The following is a 23,747-nucleotide window of genomic DNA, read 5'->3' on the forward strand; positions in this document are numbered from 1 at the left end:
TCCCGGAGCACCGATGCCCAATCCCACCACCTCACCGGTCCCCAGCGCGCCCAGCGACACCGCGCACGGTCTTGCCGGCCTGCGGCAGTTCGCCGCCGGCCGGCAGGCAGGCGCCGCGTGGACCGGATTCCTGGGTGCACTGCTGATCACCCTGGGTGGGCTGGGCGCCGGCAGCACCCGGATCCAGGACCCCCTGCTCGACTCACTGCACCTGTCGTGGCTGCGGTTCGGGCACGGCCTGGTGCTGTCGTCGGTGCTGTTGTGGACCGGGGTCGCGGTGATGCTCGCGGCCTGGCTCGGCTTGGGCCGGCGGGTGATCGACGGCGCCGTCAGCACCTACACATTGATCGCCACCACCGGCTTCTGGCTGGCTCCCCTGCTGCTGTCGGTGCCGGTGTTCAGCCGCGACACCTACTCCTACCTGGCCCAAGGCGCCCTGCTGCGCGATGGCTTCGACCCGTACCTAGTCGGGCCGGTGGAAAATCCCAACCCGCTGCTCGACGATGTCAGCCCGATCTGGGCGGCGACGACGGCGCCGTATGGGCCCGCGTTCATCTTGATCGCGAAGCTCGTCACGATGCTGGTGGGCAACAACGTGGTGGCCGGCACCATGGTGCTGCGACTGTGCATGCTGCCCGGGCTGGCGCTGCTGATCTGGGCCGCGCCCCGGGTGGCCGCCCGGGTCGGCGGCAGCGCCCCCGCGGCGCTGTATCTGGCCGTGCTCAACCCGCTGGTGATCATCCACCTGATGGGTGGGGTGCACAACGAGATGCTGATGGTCGGCCTGGTGATGGCGGGCATCGCGCTGACACTGGAACGCCGACACCTGGCCGGGATAACGGTGGTGGCGCTGGCCGCGGCGGTGAAGGCCACCGCCGCGATCGCCCTGCCATTTCTGGGGTGGGTCTGGATGCGCCACCTGCGCGAGCCCCGCGGTGAGCGCCGCGGGTACCCGACGGTCCCCGCATTCGCCGCCGCAGCGGCAGCCTCGACGGTCAGCGTTGTCGCCGTGTTCACCATGCTGTCGGCCCTGGCCGGAGTCGGTTTGGGCTGGCTGACCGCACTGCTGGCCGGCAACGTCAAGATCATCAACTGGCTCACCGTGCCCACGGCGGCCGCCAACCTGATCCACGCCGTCGGCGGACTGGTCGCCCCGGTCAACTTCTACGCCGTCCTGCACATCACCCGGATCAGCGGGGTCGTGGTGATCGCGCTGGTCCTGCCGGTGCTGTGGTGGCGAGCGCGGCGCGACGATCGCAGCGCGATCGCCGGCATCGCCTGGGCCATGCTGGTCGTCGTGTTGTTCGTGCCGGCCGCTCTGCCCTGGTACTACACCTGGCCGCTCGCGGTGGCCGCCACCCTGGTGCGTTCCCCGACCGCCATCGCCGCGATCGCGGCGGCCTCGACCTGGATCATGGTGATCTTCAAACCCGACGGCTCCCATGGCATGTACACCTGGCTGCACGTGATCGGCGCGACGGGCTGCGCCGTCTACGCCTGGTACCGGCTGTCCAAAGCGCCGGCCGAAACCGCCTGAGGGCGGCTGGGCTCAGTACGCCATGGCCTGGGCCCGCCGCATCACCTCGCGGGCCTGGTGGGCGTGCAGCGCATCGATGGGGCGGGCGTTTGCCACCGGTTCCCGCACGCCGTCGCGGGTCAACGACAACGACGCATCCGGGGTGAACAGCCACCGCACGATCTCGGTCTGCTGGTAGCCGCCGTCGTGCAGCAGCGCCAGCAGCCCGGGCAGGCTCTTGACCACGTCGCCGTCGGCGGTGAAGAACACCTGCGGAACCAGCAGCACACCGTTTCGCCGCACCGCGGCCAGATGGTTGTCGCGCAGGTACTGGTGCACTTTGGTGACCGGCACCCCGAGCATCTCGGCCACCGTCGGCAGGTCGAAAGTCGGTTCGTCGGGATCGAGGACGTCATCGGAGGCCGGAATGCTGCTCACGACACGAGTTTAGAACCGCCGGACCGGCCGCCGACGCACACATACCATTGCCGGGTGACTTCCACCTGGGGCGGCGACAGCTTGGAGGGCACCCTGCTCGACGGGCGGTACCGAGTGGGCGCCCGGATCGCCACCGGCGGCACCTCCACGGTGTACCGCGGCATGGACGAACGCCTCGACCGCCCGGTCGCGGTGAAGGTGATGGATCTGCGCTACGCCGGCGACCAGCAGTTCCTGGCCCGGTTCCAGCTCGAGGCCCGGGCGGTCGCCCGGCTCAAGGATCCGGGGCTGGTGGCGGTCTACGACCAGGGCTTCGGCACGATTCACGATCCCGGCCAGCCGTTTCTGGTGATGGAGCTCGTCGAGGGCGGCACGCTGCGCGAACTGCTCAACGAACGCGGCCCGATGCCGCCGCACGCCGTCGCCGCGGTACTGCGCCCGGTGCTTTCGGCACTGGGGATCGCCCACCAGGCCGGGCTGGTGCACCGTGACGTCAAGCCGGAGAACATTCTGATCTCCGATGACGGCGAGGTGAAGATCGTCGACTTCGGCCTGGTGCGCGCCATCGCAGCGGCGGGAATCACCTCCACCAACGTGATTCTGGGTACCGCGGCCTATCTGTCCCCCGAGCAGGTGCGGGACGGGAACGCCGGCCCCGCCAGCGACGTCTACAGCGCCGGCGTACTCACCTATGAGCTGTTGACCGGCCACACGCCGTTCGCCGGCGACTCCGCGTTGACGGTGGCCTACCAGCGGCTGGATCACAATGTCCCGCTGCCCAGTTCGGCCATCGACGGCGTTCCCGGCGAATTCGACGACCTGGTCGCCCGGGCCACCGCCCGGGCGCCGGAGGACCGCTACCCCGATGGTCTGCAGATGGCTCGCGCGGTGGATCTGCTCACCGTAGCGCTGGCGCTGCCGGCGTTTCGGGTGCCCGCCCCCCGCAACTCCGCCCAGCACATCGCCGCACCCGGGCGCACGCCGCCCCAGCCGCCACGCCACGCCACCCTGCACATGACCCGCGGTCCGCAGGACTGGCCGGAGGAAATCGGTCAATCTCAGCTCGTGACAGGGCAATTCGGTGGCGTCGAACTGAGCCGATTCGTGCTGGAGCGCCAGCACGCACGCCGGATGGTGCTGATCTGGCTGGCCGTGGTGTTCGCGCTGGACGCCGTGGTCGCGGCGGTGGCGTGGACGCTGGGCAACAACGTCGGCGCGCTGCTGTGAACCCCGGCCTGCCGACGGCTCAGCCCCGCAGCATCTCCGCGACCAGGAAGGACAACTCCAGCGACTGCTGGGTGTTGAGCCGCGGGTCACACGCCGTCTCGTAGCGGCCGCCCAGATCCGAGTCCGAAATGTCTTGGGCGCCACCGAGGCACTCCGTGACGTCCTCCCCGGTGAACTCCAGGTGGATGCCGCCCGGGTGCGTGCCCAGCGCATGATGCACCTCGAAGAAGCCCTGCACCTCGTCGACGATCCGGTCGAAGTGGCGGGTCTTGTGGCCGGTCGACGCCTCATGGGTGTTGCCGTGCATCGGGTCGCACTGCCAGATCACCTGGTGACCGGTGGCCTGGACCTTTTCGATGATGCCAGGAAGCAGATCACGCACCTTGCTGTTGCCCATCCGGCTGACCAGGGTCAGGCGGCCCGGCTCGTTGTGCGGGTCGAGCCGCTCGACGTACTCCACCGCCAGTTCCGGCGATGTCGTCGGCCCCAGCTTGATGCCGATCGGGTTGGCGATCACCTCGGCCAGACCGACGTGCGCGCCGTCGAGCTGACGAGTCCGCTCCCCGATCCACAGGTAGTGCGCCGACAGGTCGTAGAGCTTGGGAGTACCGGAGCCGTCAGCGCCGCCCGGACCCATCCGCAGCATGGCCCGCTCGTAGTCGAGCACCAGGGCCTCGTGGCTGGCGTAGATCTCCGCGGTCTGCAGCTCCCGGTCGGCCACCCCGCACGCCGACATGAACTTCAGCCCGCGGTCGATCTCGCCCGCCAGCGCCTCGTAACGAGCACCCGCCGGCGACGTGCGGACGAACTCGCGGTTCCAGTCGTGCACCAACTCCAGCGACGCCAGGCCCGACGACGTCAGCGCCCGCACCAGGTTCATCGCGGCGCTGGCATTGGCGTAGGCCCGCACCAGCCGAGACGGGTCGTGCTCACGTACCTCGGCATCGGCGGCCAGTCCGTTGACCATGTCGCCGCGGTAGGACTTCAGGCCCAGCGCGTCGATGTCGGCCGACCGCGGCTTGGCGTACTGACCGGCGATCCGGGCCACCTTGACCACCGGCATGCTGGCCCCGTAGGTCAGCACCACGGCCATCTGCAGCAGGGTGCGGATGTTCGCCTTGATGTGCGGCTCGGTGTTGTCGGTGAAGGTCTCGGCGCAGTCGCCGCCCTGCAGCAGGAAGGCCTCCCCGCGGGCGACCTGGGCCAGCAACGCCTTGAGGCGCTCGATCTCGGACGCCACCGTGATGGGCGGAACGCTCTCCAACACCGTGCGCATGGCCTTGGCCTGGTCGGCGGGCCAGCTCGGTTGTTGGACGGCCGGCCGGGCCAGTGCGGCGTCGAGGCGCTCGCGCAGATCCGCGGGCAGCGGCGGCAACGCCGGCAGCTGGTCGATGGGTACGTCAACAGTCCAGTTCACCCGACCATGGTAGCGGGGCGCCGAACCGCCCTGATCAGGCCAGTTCGTCGGCCGTGCTGACTGGCCAACTCCTCAACGGTCCGCTGCGCGGCCCGCATCGTCGTCGGCCGCCATGATCACCTGGAAGCGGCGCAGCTGATCGCGGGCGTCCACCAGCGCGTCGTGACTGCCCGCCGACCGCGGTGGCAGCCGCGGCCGGCCCCGGTCCTCCCACAGCTGGCGCAGCTCGTGGGTGAAACGCGGAATCGGCGCCGGCAGCTCAGGCATGGTGCCCCACAACTGGCAGAGCACCACATGGTCATAGGCGCCGACCCAGGCCCACAACTCGATCGGGTCCCCCCGCTCCACGCCCAGGAACTCCTCCAAGTCCGCGCGGATCCGGCTGCGCGAGCGCCACGCCTTCGAGGCCGGCGACGGCAGCTTCGGCAACACGTGCGAGCGCACCCAGGGCCCCGCACGCTCCGGATCGAACTCGGTGGACACCGCGTAGTACTCGCGCCCGTCCTCGGCGACCACGCCGATGGAGATCAACTCGATGGTGCGGCCGTCCTCGATGAACTCAGTGTCGTAGAAAAACCTCGTCACCACGGTCCGCCCTGCCGGGGCATCCGCGGGACCACGAATGGCCGGGTGGGCGCCGACGCCTCCGACGCCGGACCGGGCCGGCTCGGCGGCCACGGGGGCGGAGCCGGGCGGGCGGGCGGGCGGGCGGCGGGGGCCGGCGGCCGGGCAGCCGGCGGCCGGGGAGCCATGAATTTCACCGTCGGCGCCGACGCGGCGCGCACCTCGCGGTCGAGCTCGGCGTCGACCTCACGCTCGTCGGGCACCTGGGGCCGGCCGGCGATCGCATCCTGCAACCAGAGCTTGGCGGCGATCACCGGACGGCGCAGCCGGCGCTCGCGCTCCAGCGCGCGGTGCATTCGCTCACGGCTGTTCAGATAACGCCAACGGGCCCAGGGCGCGTGCGGCCGAGACAGCCGCACCGCGCCGATCACCAGCAGGGGAAAGAAAAACATCCCGATCAACCCGGTCCACACCTTGCCCTTCAACAACACCATCACGCCCAGCGGCAATGCCGTCACCAAACCGATGAACACCCCGGTGCGAATCAACGGCGACGACGTATCGTGCCATGTTCCGGCCAGAAACGTCAGCGGGTGAAAGCCCAGCACCAGCAGCCCGGCGACCGCCGTGGCGGCGAACACCGCGTCGACCGACGCGCGGCCGTCCTCCTCCCAGTACACGTCGGACAGGTGCAGGATCAGCGCGTACTCGTCGAGCACCAGCGCCGCCCCGATCCCGAACGCGATCGCGGCCAGGCTGAACGCCGGCTCATGCCCGCTGGATCCGACGGTCACCAGCGTCACCCCGGACACCATCACCAGCACCACCCCGAACACCACGTGGTGGATGTGTTTGGTCCCGATGTGGACGTTGCGCGGCTGCCACCACCGCGGCGGCCGGGGGTTGTCGGCCTGGCTGCGGATGTAGCGCACCACGGCACGAGTCACCAGGAACGTCGCCAAAAAGGCCAGCAGACAGCACAGCAGCGGCAGTCGGCCACGCCCCACAATGTCGTCGCGGAACCATTCGAGCATCTAATGAAACGTACGCCCTCACCGCACACCACGCCCGGATCGCCACCGGTATGGCGCAGTCTGAGGTAGCCACCGGATAGGCTGTGCTGCGACATGACTACATCGCGGCCGGCCGAGCCGGGCCGTCGGCACGGGGGCATCAACGGTAGGGCCGTTTGGTGGATCTTCGCGGCGCTGACGATGGCAGCCCTGGGCTACATGACGTGGCGGGCATTGGGCAGCACGCCGTATCACATCGACATCGACGTCTACCGGATGGCGGCTCAGGCCTGGCGTGACGGCCAGCCGCTCTACGGCCAGAACTGGTTCCAAACCCAGATCGACGGCACCGTCCTGCCTTTCACCTATCCCCCGATCGCCGCGGTGTTGTTCGCCCCGCTCACCTGGGTTTCGCTGGGCACCGCCACCGTCGTGTTGACCATCGTCTCGACATTGCTGCTGGTGGTGTCGATCACGATCGTGCTGACCGGCCTGGGGGTGAGTGTCGAGACGAGCCCGGGTTGCGGCCCGGCCTGGTGGCGCCGCGCTGTGGTGGCCGCGGCGATCGTGGCGGCGGCCATCTGGTTGGAGGCCGAACCCATCTGGGCCAACTTCGACTTCGGCCAGGTCAATGCGGTGTTGATGACCCTGGTGATCGCCGACTGTGTGCCGCGGCGCACCTACTGGCCGCGCGGGACCCTGCTGGGTGTGGCGGTGGCGCTCAAGCTGACCCCGGCCGTGTTCGTGCTCTATTTCCTGTTGCGCGGCGACCGGCGCGCCGCGGTCACCACGGTGGTGTCGTTTCTGGCCGCGACCCTGCTGGGCTTCGCGATGGCCTGGAGCGACTCCTGGCAGTACTGGACGCGCACCGTCACCGACACCGACCGCATCGGCGGAGCGACGCTGAACACCAACCAGAACCTGGCCGGGGCGCTGGCGCGGCTGCCGCTGGGCGAACAACTGCGCTCGCTGCTGTGGCTGGCCGGGTGCCTGGTGGTGCTTGCGGTGACCGTGTGGGCGGCCCGCCGCGTGCTCAGCGCGGGTGAACCGATCTTGGCGCTGGTCTGCGTGGCACTGTTCGGCCTGGTGGTGTCACCGGTGTCCTGGTCGCATCACTGGGTGTGGATGCTTCCCGCGGTGGTGGTGACCGCGGTGGTGGCTTCCCGGCACCGGGCGCTGATGCTGGGAGCGCTCAGCGTGATCGGGGTGGCGCTGATGATGCGCAGTCCGATCGAGTTGCTGCCCGAACATCATGAGACCGGCGCAGCGTGGTGGCGCCAATTGGCCGGCACGTCCTACGTGTGGTGGGCGCTGGCGATGGTCGTCACGGCCGGCGCGACGCTGCGGCCGTCCCCCCGGGAGAATCCGGATCAGCCCGCCGCGGTCTCCGGAAACCGGGCGACCGGCTGAGCCGTTTCCCCTTCCGACTGCGCCGCACCGTTTTTGAGGTTTGCCGCGTAGACGTCGACGTACTCCTGCCCGGACAGCCGCATCAACTCATACATCACCTCGTCGGTGACGGCGCGCTCGATAAAGCGGTTGTCGGCCATCCCGTCGAAGCGCGAGAAGTCCATCGGCTTGCCGAAGCGGACGGGGACACGGCCGAACCGCAGCATCGAGGTGCCCGGCGGGTTGACGACGTCGGTGCCGACCATCGCGACGGGGATCACCGGGACACCGGTGTGCAGCGCCAGCCGGGCCAGCCCGGTCTTGCCCTTGTAGAGCCGGCCGTCCGGTGAGCGGGTGCCCTCGGGGTAGATCCCGAGCAGCTTGCCCTGATCCAGGATCCGCCGGGCGGTGTTGAGGGCGGCCTGCGCGGCGTCCGCGTCGTTGCGGTCGATGGGGACCTGCCCGACGGCGGTGTAGAAAGAACGGGTCAACCAGCCTTTGACGCCGGTTCCGGTGAAGTATTCCGCCTTGGCCAGGAAAGTGATCCGACGGCGCACCACCAGGGGCAGGAAAAAACTGTCCATGACGGCCAAATGATTGCTGGCCAGAATCGCCGCTCCGCCGTCGGGGATGTTTTCCAGTCCCTCAACTTTCGGCCGGCCGATCACGGCCAGCAGCGGACCGAAGAACACGTACTTGCCCAGCCAATACCACATGGCCCCTCCCTCCTGGTCGTGTTCGCGCTAACTTTACCGAGCGGCCGTGGCTGGGGCCACACGGTGATTCGTCACAGCGCGAATTCGCTGGAATTCCTCAGCTTTCACCGTCTGAGGATTCGGTTTCGATGTTTACCGGAATGTGTCGGTAACTGGGCCGGACCGGCGCGTCACCGTCGCCGCCGGGCGCGGCCGGGCCCGGTTCGGGCGGCTCCGGCGGCCCGCCGGCGCCGGCGGTCTCGCCGACCACGGCGCGGACCACCTCGTAGAGCGCAACGCTGTGCTCGGCCACCATTGTCAGCAGCGGATGCTCTTCGCCGGTCACCAGTGCCGCCAGCGCGCACACCGGGCACCACACCTGTTGACACTTGCCCGGTCCGTCGCCGGCGGCCGCCAGCAGCGCCGCGGCACGCACCGCCGGATCCAGCCGATCCAGAATCGCCTGGGCGAGCTTGCGCAGCTCGGGTCCGAGCTCACCGAGGTCGGGGTGCGCACCAGCGGTCACCGTCGCCCCTCCTCATCGCCAGTCGTCGGCCACACGTCCGGGTCCGGCCGGAAGCGCACCGTCAGTTCACTGCCACGCAACGTTGCGTCGACAACCGTGCACCGTCGCAGCACCGACGCCAGCCGCACGCGGCGTCTGGTGGCGCCTGCACCGATGATCAGATCGTCTCCGGACCGCCCCAGACTCAGGACACCGGAATCGACCTGGGGTAACTCTAGCCGCAGGCGATACACCGCCCCCAGCCCGGAACCGGACTCCCGGTCGACCACCGGCCGCACCGGACCGGGCGGTGCCGATCCGTCCCGGCGACGGCTGCCGGCGAGCAGGTCGCCCAGAGCCTTGGGGCCGATCGGCTCACCCGACAGATGCGGAACCAGCACCATCGCCACGTCGCCGATCGCGCGGTCGATCTCGGCCAGGACGGTGCGCTGTTCAGCGATCCGCTCGGCGTACCAGTCGAACGCCGGATGAGCCGGCAGATCGGTGTAGACGTACGAATCGTCCTGCACCAAAATCTGATTGACGATCAGTTCCGCCACCCGCACCCCGGTCAGCGACAGCGCCCCCAGGGTCCGGACGGCCTCGGCGGCCACCACGCGCTCGGCGGTCAACACCAGATGGGCGGCCACCGTCGTCTCATCTGCGAGGCGCTCGGCAAGCCGCTCGGCGGCGCGGCTGATCCGCTCGATCGCCTCCACCAGTGCACTCGACCGCGGGTCCTCGGTGCCGCTGAGCCGGCGGTGCCGCGGCCAGGACCTTTCGGCATACAGCGCCACGGTCGCCGGCAGGGTCAGCATCCGCATCGCATCGGCGGTCGACGCGCAGTCCACGATGACGCGGTCCCACTGCCCGCTGTCCGCGAGCTCGCCGACCTCGTGCAGGCCCAACACCTCCTGAACCCCCGGGAAAGCCGAAAGTTCTTCGGGGGCAAGGCTACCCAGATCCGATTCCGGGAACCGCTCAGCGAGCACCCCGACCACGCCGGCCCAGTGCCGTTCAAGTACGGCCAGGGTGTCCAGCGCCAGCACGTCCAGCCGGCCCGAGCCGGCGCCGTCGAGGGCCACCGGGCTGGGATCCCGGGCACCGCTGGGAGCCAGCTGCACGCCGAGCACATCGCCCACCGAATGGGCCTGATCGGTGGAGACCAGCAGCACCCGGTCGCCGGCGCATGCCTGCGTGACAGCGGTCGCCGCCGCACACGTGGACTTGCCCACGCCGCCCTTACCGACGAACAGACTCAGCTGGGCTGCAGCCGGCGTCGCTGCCTGCGGCGGCCTCACTCAGCCTCTGCTCGCTTCTTCAGGTCCTTCAGAGCGGTGTCGGTCAGTCGCCGTTCCGCCTTGCGCTTGAGCAGGCCGATCATCGGGATCATCAGATCCACCGACAACTCGTAGACGACCTCGGTGCCAGATCCCTTGGACGTCAGCCGATATTCGCCGTCGAGGGCTTTCAGCAGCGAACTCGACGCCAGCGACCAGCGCACCGAGCGGCGATCGGGCGACCAGTCGTAGTCGAGCACCATGGTGTCTTTGAGCACGGCCGCGTCGAGCACCAGCCGGGCCACCTTCGGGTACCCGTCGGCGTCGGTTTCGAGCACCTCGGCCTCGGTGTACTCCGAGACCCAGTCGGGATAGGAGCCGATGTCGGCGATCACCTTCATCACCGTGTCCGGATCCGCCGCGATGTAGATCGTCTGAGCTGTCTTATCGGCCACGTACTACTTCCCTAACTCGCTCGCGCCTGGCACGACCCCACGGCACAGACGGTACCCCGCCGTCGAGGGCCGGGGCGGTTCAACGTACGGCGTTCGGAGAGACCCCCACCGGCCGGGAACTCTCCAGGCGGTCCTTGATCTCGAAAGCCATCCGCTTGCCGGCCACCCGGCGGCGGTGGTTCAGCTTCGCCAGGTTCAGCTTGGCCAACTGCCGGCCGGTCACCCCGGTCGGCTCGGCATGCAGGAAGTAGTGCAGCAGCACACCGTCGAGCATCGGCTCCAGCCAGATCTCCATGGTGCCGGTCAGCGGCCCGCTCACCGTCCACCGGATGCCCTTGTCGGCCCGGTCCTCAACCACCTGGAGTTGCAGGTCGGGCCACCACCGCTGCCAACTCGAGCGATCGGCGACCGCCGCGCCGACCTGCTCGCCGGATGCGGCGACGAAAGTCTCGTCGGCGACCTGGATACTGTTCATGGCCCGCAAGCGTAACGAAGACGTTTGCGCAGCGAACCTCCCTGCCCGCCGATGCCGCGCACCCAACGCTCCGGCGGTGCGCCCTCCCGACCGCAATAGTGAACACCGTCACGCTGGCGCACCGGCGCCGACTAGGCTGAGCGGGTCTACCCTGGCTGGCAAGAGAGGTCATCGCAATGCGTGAGTTCAGTGTTCCCGCGTCGTTCACCGTCGAGGAGCACGACAACGTCGCCGCGGTCGTTTTCGAGCACGAGCGCAACAGTCCCGATTTCGTGATCTACCAGCGGTTGGTAGACGGGGCCTGGACCGATGTCACGTGTGCAGAAGCCGCCGCGCAGATCCGGTCGGCCGCATTGGGACTGATCGGTCAGGGCGTGGCCCCCGGCGACCGGGTGGTCATCTTCTCGGCAACCCGTTACGAGTGGGCCCTGCTCGACTACGCGATCCTGTCCATCGGCGCGGTCACCGTGCCGATCTACGAAACCTCCTCGGCCGAGCAGGTCCGGTGGGTGATGCAGGACTCCGGCGCGGTGCTGGCGTTCGCCGAGACCGACGAGCACGCCCAGATCATCAAGGAACTCGCCGGCGACCTGCCCGCACTGCGGCGGGTGCACACCATCGACGGTTCCGGCCCGGCCGCGCTAGACGAGCTCGCCGAAGCCGGTGCCGGTCAGGACCCGGCGCAGCTCACCGCACGCCTTGGTGCGCTGCGGGCCACCGACCCGGCGACGCTGATCTACACCTCGGGCACCACGGGTCGCCCCAAGGGCTGCGAGCTCACCCACTCCAACCTGATCCACGAGGTGCGCGGCACCCAGGCTGCGCTGCCGACCCTGCTGACCGCCGGACAGCGCCTGCTGGTCTTTCTGCCGCTGGCCCACGTGCTGGCCCGTGCGCTGAGCATCGCCGGTTTCGCCAACAAGGTCACCGTGGGCTTCACCAGCGACATCAAGAACCTGGTACCGATGTTCGGGGTGTTCAAGCCGACCGTGGTGGTTTCGGTGCCGCGGGTCTTCGAGAAGGTGTACAACACCGCGGCGCAGAACGCCGCCAACGACGGCAAGGGCCGCATCTTCGAGATCGCCGCCCAGACCGCGGTGGACTGGAGCGAGTCTCTCGACCGCGGCGGTCCGGGCCTGTTGCTGCGTGCCAAGCACGCCCTGTTCGACAAGCTGGTCTATCACAAGCTGCGCGCGGCGCTGGGCGGCAACTGCCGCGCGTCGGTCTCCGGCGGGGCCCCGCTGGGCGAACGGCTGGGCCACTTCTACCGTGGCGTCGGCCTGTCCATCTACGAGGGCTACGGCCTGACCGAGACCACGGCTGCCATCACCGTCAACCCGGTCGGCGGAATGAAGGTGGGGACCGTCGGAAAGCTGGTGCCCGGCAACAGCATGCGGGTCGCCGAGGACGGCGAGCTGCTGGTGCGCGGCGGGGTGGTGTTCAACGGCTACTGGCGCAATGAGGCGGCCACCGCCGACGCGTTCGTCGACGGCTGGTTCCGCACCGGGGACCTGGCCTCCATCGACGCCGACGGCTACCTGAAGATCACCGGCCGCAAGAAGGAGATCATCGTCACCGCCGGCGGCAAGAATGTCGCCCCGGCGGTCCTGGAAGACCAGCTTCGCTCGCACCCGCTGATCAGTCAGGCGATGGTCGTCGGAGACGCCAAGCCGTTCATCGGCGCGCTGATCACCATCGACCCGGAAGCCTTCGACGGCTGGAAGCAGCGCAACGGCAAGTCCAGCACCGACACGCCCGGCGACCTTGCGACCGACCCGGATCTGCTCGCCGAGGTCGACGGGGCGGTCAAACAGGCCAATCTGTCGGTCTCCCACGCCGAGTCGATCCGCAAGTTCCACATCCTGCCGGTCGACTTCACCGAGGCCACCGGCGAGCTGACCCCGACGATGAAGGTCAAGCGCAACATCGTCGCGGAGAAGTTCGCCCACGCGATCGAGGCGATCTACGCCAAGGGCTGAGGCACCCTCCGGGCCGGGGCTGAGCCCAGCTCAGGCCTGCAACAGCTCGGCCATGCGCCCGGCCAGGGAGTCCCAGCGCCAATGGCCGGTGGCCCATTCCCGCCCGGCGGCACCCATCGCCGCGGCGCGGGCGGGGTCGGCGAGCAGGCCGGCGACCGCGTCGGTGATCTGGTCCACCGCCCGGCCGTCGACCACCAGGCCGGTTCTGTTGTGCACCACGGTCTCGGGGGCACCGCCGGAGTCGCCGGCGACCACCGGCACCCCGGCGGCCGAGGCCTCCAGGAACACGATGCCCAGCCCCTCGACGTCCAGTCCGGCGCCGCGGGTGCGGCAGGGCATCGCGAACACGTCCCCCAGCACGTAGTAGGCCGGCAGCTCGGCGGCCGGTACGCCGCCGGTGAATGTCACCGCGTCGGCGACCCCGCACTCGCGGGCCAACGTGTGCAGCCGCTCGGCGTACGGTCCCCCGCCGACGATGACCAGCGCGGCCCCGTCCACCCGTTGCCGGATGGCCGGAAGCGCCCGGATCAGCATGTCCTGCCCCTTGCGGGGCACGAGCCGCGAAACGCACACCACGGTGGGACGCTCACCCAGCCCGTGCCGGGCGCGCAGCTCGGCGCGGGCCGCGGGGTCGGGGCGGAACCGGTCGGTGTCCACGCCGGGAGGCAGGTGCTCCAGTGCGGCGTCGGGACCGAACGCCGAGGCGAACCGGCCGCGGGTGTAGTTGCTGACGAAGGTGACGGTGTCGCAGGTGTCGCCGATCCGGCGCAGCACCGAGCGGGCCCCCGGCAGCATCGACCAGCCGACCTCATGGCCGTGCGTGCTGGCCAGCACCCGAACGGCGCCGGCACCGCGCGCCCGCTGCGCCAGCAGCGCCAGCGGGGCGGCCGCGCCGAACCACACCGTCTCGGCGCCCGAGTCGGCGACGAGCCGACGCATCCGGGCATCGACCGCCGGGCCCGGCAACATCAGCGTGCCGGGATGCCGTACCACCTGATAGCCGGCGGCTTTCGCGGATTCATCGAAGGCCTGCGCGCCCTTCCACTTGGGCGCATACACCGTGATCTCGTGGCGCCCTGCCGCGGCGATGCGGCGCACCAGTTCTTCCAGATAGCACTGGATGCCGCCGGGACGCGGCGGAAAATCGTTGGTTACCAGCAGGACCCGGCTCACCCGTGGATGCTAGCGCGTGGTCAACCGCGCCACTGCTGCCACCCGGCGAGCAGTTCGGGCAGGTCGACCCCGAGCACCAGTGGCACCGCCACGGCGAATGGGACATGCCCGGGACCGCATGCGGACAGGTAGAGCTCGCGCAGTTTTGCCGCCCCGAAGCGGTCGGCGACGTACCGCGCGAACTGCCACGCCCGCTCGTAGGCCTGGGCACGGCCCGCACCGCCGGCATCCAGCTCGGTGTCCGAGGGCAGCGTCACCGGCCCCGGCGAAGCTCCGGATCGATCCCAGGCAGGCCGAGCGACGAAGTCCGCCACGCCCTCGATGAGCCAGCGCGGCGCGTCCAGCGCGGTGTCGATGCGCGCGGCGAAGTGAAACAGCTCATGGGTCAATACGATTCGCAACGCGGGGGTGCTCATCGCGACCGCACCGGGCGCGAAGACGATCCGCTGCCCCTGCGCTGTCCGGCGCTCCGGATCCACCCGGTCGGCGACCGCGACCGCGGCGATGTCGGCCCATTGCGCCACATCGGCGTTGTCGTGGCCGGCCAGCTCGGCGAACTGGCGATCCGAGCCGGTGGCGGTCACCGGGATTCGATGGGACCAGTCGGTGCCCCAGAAGTCCTCGACCGCCTCGACCGCGTCCGCGATGTTCTCGGCCACCCGGCTCAGCAACGCCGCGCCGGCCGGGCCGCCGCCCTGATTGTCCAGCACGACGGTCCGGCCGTCCCCCACGATCAGCGGCACCGCCGCCGACTCGCGGGGCGCGGCGATCAGGAGCGCTACCGCGCCGACCAGCTCGGCGGCCAGCAGCAGCGACAGGACGCGGCGGACTCCGCGACGCTCAGTAACGGCGGGCGTTGTGGATCGGGCCCGACGACGTCATCGGCACCACCCGTACCGGCTGACCGAAAGTGGGCGAGTGAACCATCATGCCGTCGCCCACGTAGATACCCGAGTGCGAGGCGTCGGAATAGAAGGTCAGCACGTCACCGGGCTGCAGATCCGACAACGCCACCGGCTGCCCGCCGTTGGCCTGCGCCTGGCTGGAATGCGGCAGGTTGATCCCGGCCTGGTTGAAGGCCCACATCACCAGCCCGGAGCAGTCGAAGCCGCCCGGTGCGGCGCCACCCCAGACATACGGCGTGCCGACCTGTGTCAACGCGGCCTGCACGGCGGTCGCGGCGGCTCCGCTGCCGGCCCCGCCGGGGACCGCACCCAGCGGAGACGGCGCGTCGAAGCCGGGCAACTGGAAGCCGGGCGCCGGCGGCGCTCCCTCGGGGGCCGGCTCCGCGGGGGCGGCCTCGGGCACCGGTCCGGGCTGGGCCATCGCGGTGCGCTGCTCGGGACTGAGCGCGTAGTACTGGGACTTGACCAACGAGATCTGCAGCTGCAACCGACTCTGGCGCGCCTGCAAGTCGGCCCGCACGGCGGCGGCCTGCTCGGCGGCGGTCCGCGCCTCCTCAGCCGACCTGGCCGAGGCCTCCTCGGCCTGGGCGGCCTGATCGCTGGCGGCCCGGAAACGGTCCAACTGCACTGCCATGTCGCCGGCCACCACCCGCTGCACACCGAGCTTGTCGATGAGTTGCTGCGGAGACTCGGCGGTCAAGATCGCGTCCGCGCCGCCGACCCGGCCACCCATGTAGGTGGTGGCGGCGAAGCGGTTGATGGCCGACCGGTAGGTGGTGAGCTTCTCGGCGGCCTCATCCACGGCGGCCTGATCGGCGGCATGCGCGGCCTCTGCGGCCTGCTGCGCGGCGAGCTTCTCGTCGAGATTGAGCTGCGCGGTGTGCATGGCCTCGGTGGTCTGCTCGGCCTGCCGGGACAGTTCGCTGAGCTTGGCCAGGGCGTCGTCGGCGGGATCGGCGTTCACATTTCCGGCAACAACGCTGCTCAGAACCATGACACCGGCCACCAGGCCGGCTGCGGCGCCGAGAATGGGGCGCGTCAAAGCACGCAGGTTCCCCTGCACACGTTCGAGCTCCAAGATTGCATCCTTAACACTGCCCAGGAAGACACGAGGGGGACGTGTCTCCGCCGAAAGTACGTAAGGTCTCGATTAGGTTACGGAACGGCAACGGCGTTGTCTATGTCGAGTGGCTCACTCTACAGCCCCGCCATCGGCCCGACCCGGGCGACTCGCGGGGGCCGGCCGCCGTTCAGGCCACGCCGGATCGGCTCGCGGGTGCCCGCCCACCGCGAATCGGGACCAACCGCAACCGGGGAGCCATCCCGGCCTCGGCAAGCACGTCGAGTGCCGCCCGCTCGTCGTCGAGCAGGTCGTTGGGCACTCCCAGCAGCACACTGACAACACAGTCCCGGCAGGCCGGTCCGCGCACGGCGCAGGCGTCGCAGTCGATCACCATCGGATCGGCTTCCGGCCGGCGCGTGCCGCCGTCATCCGAGGGTTCGATCTGTCCCATGAGGCTTCCTCTCGATCGGTTGCCCGCACGCTAACGCCGGCCACCGACAAGGGCGGGTGTCGGTGCGGCCGCCTAGGGTGCGGTCCATGATCTCCGGTACGGACGCAGGCCAGCTGAGCTTGGCAGATCTCGAAGCCGAACTCGGCGCCTCCCCGGCCACCCTGCGCGAGACCACGTTCGTGGTGGTGGACCTGGAGACCACCGGCGCCCGGGCGGCGCCCCGGGGGGACGGCGAACCGGACGCCATCACCGAGATCGGCGCGGTCAAGGTGCGCGGTGGCGTCGTCGAGGGCGAGTTCGCCACCTTGATCAACCCGCAGCGCGGCATCCCCCCGCAGATCGTTCGGCTGACCGGTATCACCACCGCCATGGTGTACGAGGCGCCCACCATCGACTCCGTGCTGCCGTCGTTTCTCGAGTTCGCCGGCTTCGACCGGGGCTCGGTGCTGGTCGCCCATAACGCCGGCTTCGACGTCGGGTTCCTGACCGCCGCCGCGCGACGCTGCGATCTGGCCTGGCCGCGTCCGCCGGTGCTGTGCACGGTGCGGCTGGCCCGCCGGGCGCTCAGCCGCGAAGAGGCGCCCAGCGTCCGGCTCGCCGAGTTGGCCCGGCTGTTCGCGGTCAGCACCACGCCCAGCCACCGGGCGCTCGACGACGCCCGCGCCACCGTCGACGTCCTGCATGCCCTGCTCGAGCGGCTGGGCAACCAGCGGGTGAACACCTTCGTGGATCTGCGCGCCTACCTTTCGCATGCGACTCCGGCCCAACGCGGCAAGCGCGGCCTGGCAGTGGGCCTGCCGCATCGGCCCGGGGTGTATCTGTTCCGCGGCCCCTCCGACGAGGTGCTCTACATCGGCACCTCCACCGACCTGCGCCGCCGGGTCTCGCAGTACTTCAACGGCTCGGAGCGTCGTCGCCGGATCGCCGAGATGGTCGCCCTGGCGACGCGGGTCGATCACGTCGAATGCGCGCATGCCCTCGAAGCCGGGGTGCGCGAACTGCGCCTGCTGGCCGCCCACGCGCCCCCCTACAACCGTCGGTCGAAGTTTCCCCGCCGGTGGTGGTGGATCACGCTGTCCAAGGAGCCGTTTCCCCGTCTAGTCGTGGTGCGCAGCCCCGGGCACGACCGGGTTGTCGGCCCGTTCCGGTCACGGGCCGACGCCGTCGACACCGCGGTTCTGCTGGCGCGTTTTTCCGGGCTGCGCACCTGCACCACCCGGCTTTCGGCAACCGCCCGGCACGGCTGCCCGCCGCAGCAGGTGGGCCCGTGTCCGGCCGCGGCGAACATCACCGCCGGCGACTACGCCGACACGGTCCGCCGGGTGGCCGATCTGATCGACGGCGCCGACAACACCGCCCTGGCCGCGGCGGTGGACCAGGTGCGGGCGGTGGCCGATCGCGGCCATTACGAGAGCGCGGCCCGGTTGCGGGACAGGGTCGCAGCCGCCATCGACGTGCTGTGGCGCAGTCAGCGCGCTCGCGCCCTGGCGTCGCTGCCCGAGCTGGTGGCCGCCTCGCCGGACGGCACCGGCGGGTGGCACCTGGCGGTGATCCGCCACGGTCGGCTGGCTGCCGCCGGGTGTGCGGCCCGCGGGGTGCCCCCGATGCCCGTCGTCGATGCGATCACGCTGGGCGCCGAGGCGGTGCTGCCGGAGCCGGCGCCGCTGGCCGGCGCTCTGGTCGAGGAGACCACCCTGATCGCCCGGTGGCTGGCCGCTCCCGGGGTGCGCATCGTGCGGGTGCAATCCGCGGACGACGCGTCGAACGGCTGGTCCGAGCCGCTGGCCTCAGGCGGGCCGTGGGCGTCGTGGGCGGCTCTGGCCCGCTCGGCGCGGCTGGCGTCAGCGCTGGGCGCCGAAGCGGACCCAGCGGGCGAGCAACCGTTCCGCCGCGCCGCTGTCAATCGCCTCGACGGCACGCGCCAGCCCGTCTTCCCAGGCCGGCAGCCACTCAGCGCTGCTGGATAGCCCGGCATGGGCGACCAGTGCCCCGGCGGCGTTGAGCACCACGGCGTCGCGCACCGCGCCTTTGGCTCCGCCGAGCACCGAGCGCGCCTCCTCGGCGTTGGCCTGCGCGTCACCGCCGAGCAGTTCGTGCACCTCGGCGCGCGGAAACCCGAACGCGGCCGGGTCGAAGGTCAGCCGATCGACGGTGCCGGCCTGCACCCGCCAGATCGTGCTCGTGGTGGTGGTGGTCAGCTCATCGAGGCCGTCGTCGCCGTGCACCACCAGCACGCTGGAGTTGCGCGCCGCGAACACCCCGGCCATCACCTCGGCCAGATTGCCGAAGGCGCACCCGATCAGCCCGGCCCGCGGGCGTGCCGGGTTGGTCAGCGGCCCGAGCAGGTTGAACACCGTCGGCACACCGATCTCGCGGCGAGCCGCCGACGCGTTGCGATACGACGGCTGGAACTGCGGCGCAAAGCAGAAACCGATGCCGACCTCGGCGACGCTGCGGGCCACGTCGTCGGGCCCCATGTCGATGCGCACCCCCAGCGCCTCCAGGGTGTCGGCGCCGCCGGACAGCGAGCTCGCGGATCGGTTGCCGTGCTTGACCACCGGCACCCCCGCGGCGGCCACCACGATCGCCGCCATCGTGGACAGGTTCACCGTGTTGGCGCCGTCACCGCCGGTACCGACGACGTCGACGGTGTCGGTGCCGATCTTGTCGGTGGGCACCTTGCGGCCGTGCGCGAGCATGACCTCGGCCAGCGCGCCGACCTCGGCTGCGGTCGGGCCCTTCATCTGCATCGCCACCCCGAACGCCGCGATCTGCGCGGAGGTGGCGCTGCCGTCCATGATCTGCTCCATCGCCCAGGCCGCTTCGCCCGGCGGCAGATCCGCACCGGACGTCAGTGCGCCCAGTACCTGTCGCCACTGCCCTATCTGCGCCTTCGGCTGCGCCGCACTCCCTGGCTCGACCACGTGCCCGATCGTCGCACGCGGGGTTCGTGACGCCAAAGCCAAGGGGAAACGGGCCGGTAACGACCAGGACAAGACTGGTTCACACCAAATGCCAGCCCCGGGTGGAGTTCTACAACTACATAGCGTCATACTTGCGGATGTGACGAGCGCTGTGGGGTCCTCGGGTACTGCCATTACTTCGCGTGTGCATTCGCTGAACCGTCCGAATATGGTCAGCGTCGGCACCATCGTGTGGCTGTCCAGTGAATTGATGTTCTTTGCCGGTCTGTTCGCGATGTACTTCACCGCGCGAGCGCAGTCCGGAGGCGCCTGGCCGCCGCCACCAACCGAGTTGAACCTCGCGCTGGCGGTCCCGGTGACGCTGGTGCTGATCGCGTCCTCGTTCACCTGCCAGATGGGCGTGTTCGCCGCCGAGCGCGGTGACGTGTTCGGGCTGCGCCGGTGGTACCTGCTGACCTTCCTCATGGGGCTGTTCTTCGTCTGCGGTCAGGCCTACGAGTACTCACACCTGGTCGCGCACGGCACCACCATTCCCTCGAGCGCCTACGGCACGGTGTTCTACCTGACCACCGGGTTCCACGGCCTGCACGTCATCGGCGGATTGGTCGCATTCGTTTTCCTGATGCTGCGCACCACGATGAGCAAGTTCACCCCGGCTCAGGCCACCGCATCGATTGTCGTGTCCTACTACTGGCACTTCGTCGACATCGTGTGGATCGCACTGTTCGCCACGATCTACTTCATCCGATGAGCAACCGCCCGATGAACAGGAGTGTCCGGTTGAAGACACTGAAGAAGTGGGCCCGGCCTGGCAGCAACGACACCGTCGCCCGGCGCCGCCTGCGCCGCCGGCTCTCCGGCGGGCTGCTGCTGCTGGTCGCTTTGGCCCTGGCCGGCGGCACCGCCGCACTGCTGACCCCGACCCCACAGGTCGCGGTCGCCGACGAGTCCACCTCCGCCCTGCTGCGGACCGGTAAGCAACTCTTCGACACCTCGTGCGTGAGCTGCCACGGCGTGAACCTGCAAGGTGAGCCCGGCCGTGGACCGAGCCTGATCGGTGTCGGCGAGGCCGCCGTCTACTTCCAGGTCTCCAGCGGACGGATGCCCGCGGCCCGCGGTGAGGCCCAGGCGCCCCGCAAGTACCCGATGTTCGACGCCGCCCAGATCGACGCCATCGGTGCCTATGTGCAGGCCAACGGCGGCGGCCCCACCGTGGTCCGCAACGCCGACGGCAGCATCGCCCAGGCGTCGCTGCGCGGCGACGACCTCGGCCGCGGCGGCGACCTGTTCCGCCTGAACTGCGCGTCGTGCCACAACTTCACCGGCCGCGGCGGCGCACTGTCCTCCGGTAAGTACGCGCCCGACCTGGCACCGGCCAGCGAGCAGCAGATCCTGACCGCGATGCTGACCGGCCCGCAGAACATGCCGCGCTTCTCCGACCGGCAGATCTCCATGGAGGAGAAGAAGGACATCATCGCCTACGTCAAATCCGTTACCGAGGAACGTGATCCGGGCGGCTACGGGCTCGGCGGGTTCGGCCCGGCTCCTGAGGGCATGGTGATGTGGATTATCGGCATGGTCGCCGCCATCGCCGCGGCAATGTGGATCGGGGCACGCTCATGAGCAGCTACGACAAGACCGAACTCCCCGACGACGCCGCACTGGCGACGATGACCACCGACGAGCTGTTGGCTCTCGGCGGCAAGATCGACGGAGTCGAGACCGTCTTCAAGGAGACCCGCTGGCCCGTCGAGGGCACCCGGGCGGAGCAGCGCGCCGAGCGCCGGGTTGCCGCCTGGTTCCTGGCCGGCGGCGGCTTCGGCTTGGCGCTGCTGCTGGTCTTCTTGTTCTGGCCCTGGGAGTACGCGCCGCTGGAGTCCCCCGACGGCCTGGCCTACTCGCTGGCAACGCCGTTGTACGGCTTGACGTTCGGGATGTCGGTGCTCTGCATCGCCATCGGCGCCGTGCTGTTCGTCAAGAAGTTCATTCCCGAAGAGATCACCATCCAGGAGCGTCACGACGGCAGCTCCAGCGAGCTCGACCGCAAGACCGTGGGCGCGCAGCTCACCGACGCCTTCGAAGGCTCCACCATCCGGCGGCGCAAGCTGCTCGGTGCCTCCCTGGGCGTCGGATTCGGAGCGTTCGGGCTGGGCACCGTGGTCGCCGGCGCCGGCGGGCTGATCAAGAACCCGTGGAAGCCGGTCGTCGAGACCGCCGAGGGCAAGAAGGCCGAACTGTGGACGTCCGGCTGGACGCCGCGCTACCACGGCGAAACCATCTACCTGGCCCGCTCCACCGGCCAGAGCACCAACTCGCCGTTCATCAAGATGCGGCCCGAGGATCTCGACGCCGGCGGTATGGAGACGGTGTTCCCCTGGCGGGAGTCCGACGGTGACGGCACCACCGAAGAGTCGCGGGAGAAGCTCAACCACATCATGATGGGCGTCCGCAACCCGGTCATGCTGATCCGCATCCGGCCCGACGACCGGGACAAGGTGGTCAAGCGCCAGGGCCAGGAGAGCTTCAACTACGGCGACTTCTTCGCCTACACGAAGATCTGCTCGCACCTGGGCTGCCCGTCATCGCTGTTCGAGCAGCAGACCTACCGGATCCTGTGCCCGTGCCACCAGTCGCAGTTCGACGCGCTGCACTACGCCAAGCCGGTCTTCGGCCCGGCGGCGCGCGCGCTGGCACAGCTGCCGATCACCATTGACACCAATGGATATCTGGTCGCCAACGGCGACTTCGTCGAACCTGTCGGACCGGCTTTCTGGGAGCGCACCTCATGAGTCCTGCAATCGGCGACCTGCTCGCCCGCCAAGCTGACGAGATCGACACCCGTTACCACCCGTCGGCCGCCCTGCGCCGGCAGTTCAACAAGGTCTTCCCGACGCACTGGTCGTTCCTGCTCGGTGAGATCGCGCTGTACAGCTTCATCATCTTGCTGCTGTCCGGCGTCTACCTGACGTTGTTCTTCGACCCGTCGATGGCCGAGGTCATCTACCAGGGCGTCTACCAGCCACTCAACGGCGTGCAGATGTCCCGGGCCTACGAGTCGGCGCTTGACATCTCCTTCGAGGTCCGCGGCGGCCTGTTCGTCCGCCAGCTCCACCACTGGGCGGCGCTGATGTTCGCGGCGTCGATCATGGTGCACCTGGCGCGCATCTTCTTCACCGGCGCGTTCCGCCGACCGCGTGAAGCCAACTGGGTGATCGGGTCGCTGCTGCTGATCCTGGCCATGTTCGAGGGCTACTTCGGCTACTCCCTGCCCGACGACCTGCTCTCCGGTATCGGTCTGCGTGCCGCGCTGTCCTCGATCACGCTGGGCATGCCGGTGATCGGCACCTGGCTGCACTGGGCGCTGTTCGGCGGCGACTTCCCGGGCACCATCTTGATCCCCCGGCTCTACGCGCTGCACATCCTGCTGATCCCGGGCATCATCCTGGCCCTCATCGGCGTGCACATGGCGCTGGTGTGGTTCCAGAAGCACACCCAGTTCCCCGGCCCGGGCCGCACCGAGACCAACGTCGTGGGCGTGCGGGTGCTGCCGGTCTTCGCGATCAAGTCGGGCGCGTTCTTCGCGATGATCACCGGCATCCTCGGCCTGATGGGCGGGCTGCTGCAGATCAATGCGATCTGGAACCTGGGCCCCTACCGGCCTTCTCAGGTGTCGGCCGGTAGCCAGCCGGACTTCTACATGATGTGGACCGAAGGCATGGCCCGTCTGTGGCCGGCGTGGGAGTTCTACCCGTTCGGCCACACCATTCCGGGAGCAGTCGGCGTGGCGCTGATCATGGGCGCGGTGTTCATCCTGCTGATCATCTACCCCTTCCTGGAGAAGAAGTTCACCGGTGACACCGCGCACCACAACCTTCTCCAGCGGCCCCGGGACGTTCCGGTCCGCACCGCCATCGGCGCCATGGCGATCACCTTCTACATGGTGCTGACCCTGGCCGCGATGAACGACATCATCGCGTGGAAGTTCCACATCTCCCTGAATGCGACCACCTGGATCGGCCGCATCGGAATGGTGGTGCTGCCGCCGCTGATCTTCTTCGTCACCTACCGGTGGTGCATCGGTCTGCAGCGCAGCGACCGCGCGGTGCTCGAGCACGGCATCGAGACCGGCATCATCAAGCGGCTGCCGCAGGGCGCCTACATCGAGCTGCACCAGCCCTTGGGCCCGGTCGACGAGCACGGCCACCCGATTCCGCTGGAATACGCCGGTGCCCCGCTGCCCAAGAAGATGAACAAGCTCGGTTCCGGTGGCGCCACCGG

Annotated in this window: 22 protein-coding genes and 1 pseudogene; 9 read left to right on the forward strand and 14 right to left on the reverse strand. The window is 69.6% G+C overall.

Going from position 1 to position 23,747, the window contains the following annotated elements:
• Positions 1-13 precede the first annotated feature (13 nt).
• Positions 14-1,537 (forward strand): alpha-(1->6)-mannopyranosyltransferase A, encoded by a 1,524-nt coding sequence (locus LI92_RS04685; protein WP_046316472.1) that lies wholly within the window; start codon positions 14-16, stop codon positions 1,535-1,537.
• Positions 1,538-1,549: 12 nt separating this feature from the next.
• Here LI92_RS04685 and LI92_RS04690 read toward each other — a convergent pair whose 3' ends face one another.
• Positions 1,550-1,954, reverse strand: coding sequence for an Rv2175c family DNA-binding protein (locus LI92_RS04690; RefSeq protein ID WP_046316474.1), 405 nt, complete (start codon positions 1,952-1,954; stop codon positions 1,550-1,552).
• A gap of 54 nt (positions 1,955-2,008) precedes the next feature.
• Between LI92_RS04690 and LI92_RS04695 the strand changes: the two genes are divergently transcribed.
• A complete protein-coding gene (locus LI92_RS04695) occupies positions 2,009-3,181 on the forward strand; it encodes a protein kinase domain-containing protein (RefSeq protein WP_502691396.1) in 1,173 nt (390 codons plus the stop codon).
• A gap of 19 nt (positions 3,182-3,200) precedes the next feature.
• On the opposite strand, the gene LI92_RS04700 is transcribed toward LI92_RS04695, so the two are convergent.
• From LI92_RS04700 to LI92_RS04710, 3 genes are all read right to left on the reverse strand, one after another.
• On the reverse strand, positions 3,201-4,598 hold the full coding sequence (locus LI92_RS04700; RefSeq protein WP_046316476.1) for a class II 3-deoxy-7-phosphoheptulonate synthase: 1,398 nt from the start codon (positions 4,596-4,598) through the stop codon (positions 3,201-3,203).
• A 72-nt stretch (positions 4,599-4,670) separates the two neighbouring features.
• On the reverse strand, positions 4,671-5,183 hold the full coding sequence (locus LI92_RS04705) for a polyadenylate-specific 3'-exoribonuclease AS (protein WP_046316522.1): 513 nt from the start codon (positions 5,181-5,183) through the stop codon (positions 4,671-4,673).
• The gene (locus tag LI92_RS04710) at positions 5,180-6,196 is read right to left on the reverse strand and encodes a hypothetical protein (protein WP_046316478.1); all 1,017 of its coding nucleotides are present in this window, start codon (positions 6,194-6,196) and stop codon (positions 5,180-5,182) included. The genes LI92_RS04705 and LI92_RS04710 overlap by 4 nt, the downstream gene beginning before the upstream one ends.
• Before the next feature lie 93 nt (positions 6,197-6,289).
• Between LI92_RS04710 and LI92_RS04715 the strand changes: the two genes are divergently transcribed.
• On the forward strand, positions 6,290-7,585 hold the full coding sequence (locus tag LI92_RS04715; RefSeq protein ID WP_046316479.1) for a glycosyltransferase 87 family protein: 1,296 nt from the start codon (positions 6,290-6,292) through the stop codon (positions 7,583-7,585).
• Here the strand turns inward: LI92_RS04715 and LI92_RS04720 are convergent.
• From LI92_RS04720 to LI92_RS04740, 5 genes are all read right to left on the reverse strand, one after another.
• On the reverse strand, positions 7,546-8,280 hold the full coding sequence (locus tag LI92_RS04720; RefSeq protein ID WP_046316482.1) for a lysophospholipid acyltransferase family protein: 735 nt from the start codon (positions 8,278-8,280) through the stop codon (positions 7,546-7,548). The two genes, LI92_RS04715 and LI92_RS04720, sit on opposite strands and share 40 nt — an antisense overlap.
• A gap of 97 nt (positions 8,281-8,377) precedes the next feature.
• Complete coding sequence (locus tag LI92_RS04725; protein WP_046316484.1) at positions 8,378-8,785, reverse strand: hypothetical protein; 408 nt, start codon at positions 8,783-8,785, stop codon at positions 8,378-8,380.
• A complete protein-coding gene (locus LI92_RS04730) occupies positions 8,782-10,065 on the reverse strand; it encodes an ArsA family ATPase (RefSeq protein ID WP_082109556.1) in 1,284 nt (427 codons plus the stop codon). Before LI92_RS04730 ends, LI92_RS04725 begins: the two co-directional genes overlap by 4 nt.
• Positions 10,062-10,499 carry an SRPBCC family protein gene (locus LI92_RS04735; RefSeq protein WP_046316489.1) on the reverse strand — a complete coding sequence of 146 codons (438 nt, stop codon included), beginning with the start codon at positions 10,497-10,499 and terminating at the stop codon, positions 10,062-10,064. The genes LI92_RS04730 and LI92_RS04735 overlap by 4 nt, the downstream gene beginning before the upstream one ends.
• Positions 10,500-10,578: 79 nt before the next feature.
• A complete protein-coding gene (locus tag LI92_RS04740; RefSeq protein ID WP_046316491.1) occupies positions 10,579-10,974 on the reverse strand; it encodes a hypothetical protein in 396 nt (131 codons plus the stop codon).
• 176 nt (positions 10,975-11,150) lie between these two features.
• Here LI92_RS04740 and LI92_RS04745 point away from each other — a divergent pair, with 176 nt between their 5' ends.
• Entirely contained in the window at positions 11,151-12,953 is a 1,803-nt protein-coding gene (locus LI92_RS04745; RefSeq protein WP_046316492.1) for an AMP-dependent synthetase/ligase, read from the forward strand.
• Between the two features lie 30 nt (positions 12,954-12,983).
• Here the strand turns inward: LI92_RS04745 and LI92_RS04750 are convergent, their stop codons facing one another.
• The 4 genes from LI92_RS04750 to LI92_RS04765 all read right to left on the reverse strand — a co-directional run bounded on the left by LI92_RS04750 (position 12,984) and on the right by LI92_RS04765 (position 16,545).
• Positions 12,984-14,126 (reverse strand): glycosyltransferase family 4 protein, encoded by a 1,143-nt coding sequence (locus tag LI92_RS04750; RefSeq protein ID WP_046316494.1) that lies wholly within the window; start codon positions 14,124-14,126, stop codon positions 12,984-12,986.
• A gap of 20 nt (positions 14,127-14,146) precedes the next feature.
• Positions 14,147-14,944 (reverse strand): DUF4157 domain-containing protein, encoded by a 798-nt coding sequence (locus LI92_RS04755; protein WP_046316496.1) that lies wholly within the window; start codon positions 14,942-14,944, stop codon positions 14,147-14,149.
• Positions 14,945-14,966: 22 nt separating this feature from the next.
• Complete coding sequence (ripC, locus tag LI92_RS04760) at positions 14,967-16,109, reverse strand: peptidoglycan hydrolase RipC (protein WP_046316498.1); 1,143 nt, start codon at positions 16,107-16,109, stop codon at positions 14,967-14,969.
• 172 nt (positions 16,110-16,281) lie between these two features.
• Entirely contained in the window at positions 16,282-16,545 is a 264-nt protein-coding gene (locus tag LI92_RS04765; protein WP_046316500.1) for a hypothetical protein, read from the reverse strand.
• An 86-nt stretch (positions 16,546-16,631) separates the two neighbouring features.
• Between LI92_RS04765 and LI92_RS22175 the strand changes: the two are divergent.
• Positions 16,632-18,347: pseudogene (locus LI92_RS22175) on the forward strand (DEDD exonuclease domain-containing protein); the annotation flags it as partial.
• A gap of 39 nt (positions 18,348-18,386) precedes the next feature.
• Here the strand turns inward: LI92_RS22175 and trpD are convergent.
• Positions 18,387-19,469 (reverse strand): anthranilate phosphoribosyltransferase, encoded by a 1,083-nt coding sequence (trpD, locus tag LI92_RS04775; protein ID WP_046316501.1) that lies wholly within the window; start codon positions 19,467-19,469, stop codon positions 18,387-18,389.
• 139 nt (positions 19,470-19,608) lie between these two features.
• Here trpD and ctaE point away from each other — a divergent pair, with 139 nt between their 5' ends.
• The 4 genes from ctaE to qcrB all read left to right on the forward strand — a co-directional run.
• A complete protein-coding gene (gene ctaE / locus LI92_RS04780) occupies positions 19,609-20,220 on the forward strand; it encodes an aa3-type cytochrome oxidase subunit III (RefSeq protein WP_046316503.1) in 612 nt (203 codons plus the stop codon).
• On the forward strand, positions 20,217-21,092 hold the full coding sequence (qcrC, locus tag LI92_RS04785; RefSeq protein WP_286134858.1) for a cytochrome bc1 complex diheme cytochrome c subunit: 876 nt from the start codon (positions 20,217-20,219) through the stop codon (positions 21,090-21,092). The genes ctaE and qcrC overlap by 4 nt, the downstream gene beginning before the upstream one ends.
• Complete coding sequence (gene qcrA, locus LI92_RS04790; RefSeq protein ID WP_046316528.1) at positions 21,089-22,258, forward strand: cytochrome bc1 complex Rieske iron-sulfur subunit; 1,170 nt, start codon at positions 21,089-21,091, stop codon at positions 22,256-22,258. Before qcrC ends, qcrA begins: the two co-directional genes overlap by 4 nt.
• On the forward strand, positions 22,255-23,747 hold a 1,493-nt coding region (gene qcrB, locus LI92_RS04795; RefSeq protein ID WP_046316506.1), incomplete at its 3' end, for a cytochrome bc1 complex cytochrome b subunit. The genes qcrA and qcrB, both read left to right, overlap by 4 nt.

The organism is Mycobacterium sp. UM_Kg1, from assembly GCF_000972925.1.
GTDB lineage: Bacteria > Actinomycetota > Actinomycetes > Mycobacteriales > Mycobacteriaceae > Mycobacterium > Mycobacterium hiberniae.